This window comes from Enterobacter sp. SECR19-1250 (assembly GCF_013391025.1).
Lineage (GTDB): Bacteria > Pseudomonadota > Gammaproteobacteria > Enterobacterales > Enterobacteriaceae > Enterobacter > Enterobacter cloacae.
The window spans coordinates 1-298 of record NZ_JACASJ010000340.1; the positions used below are offsets into that span (position 1 = coordinate 1).

Annotated in this window: 1 protein-coding gene; it reads right to left on the bottom strand. The window is 51.0% G+C overall.

The genetic code is table 11. The features are described from left to right. Window positions 1-218: transposase (locus HX884_RS26905; RefSeq protein WP_178329073.1), on the bottom strand; the 218-nt coding region annotated here is incomplete at its 3' end. Window positions 219-298: the final 80 nt, after the last annotated feature.

Genomic DNA, 298 nt, shown 5'->3' on the forward strand with positions numbered 1-298 from the left:
TCAGAAGCAGGAACGACTTCCTCTCCAGCCGCAACGGCGGTGAGGCTGCCTTCCTGATATTGCTTCTTCCACTTAAACAGCAGGCTGGGCTGGATACCATGCAGGCGGGCGACATGGGAGACATTCATACCCGGCTCCATCGTCTGCTGGATAATGGCGATCTTCTCCTGAGGAGTTTTACGTTTACGGACTTCTTGCCCTAACAGGATCCCGGTCATCTCAAAATTGGCGTTAGTGTTAGACATATATTCAAGCCTATCTCTTATCTGGAGATACAGCTACTGTCCGGTGTTTCAGG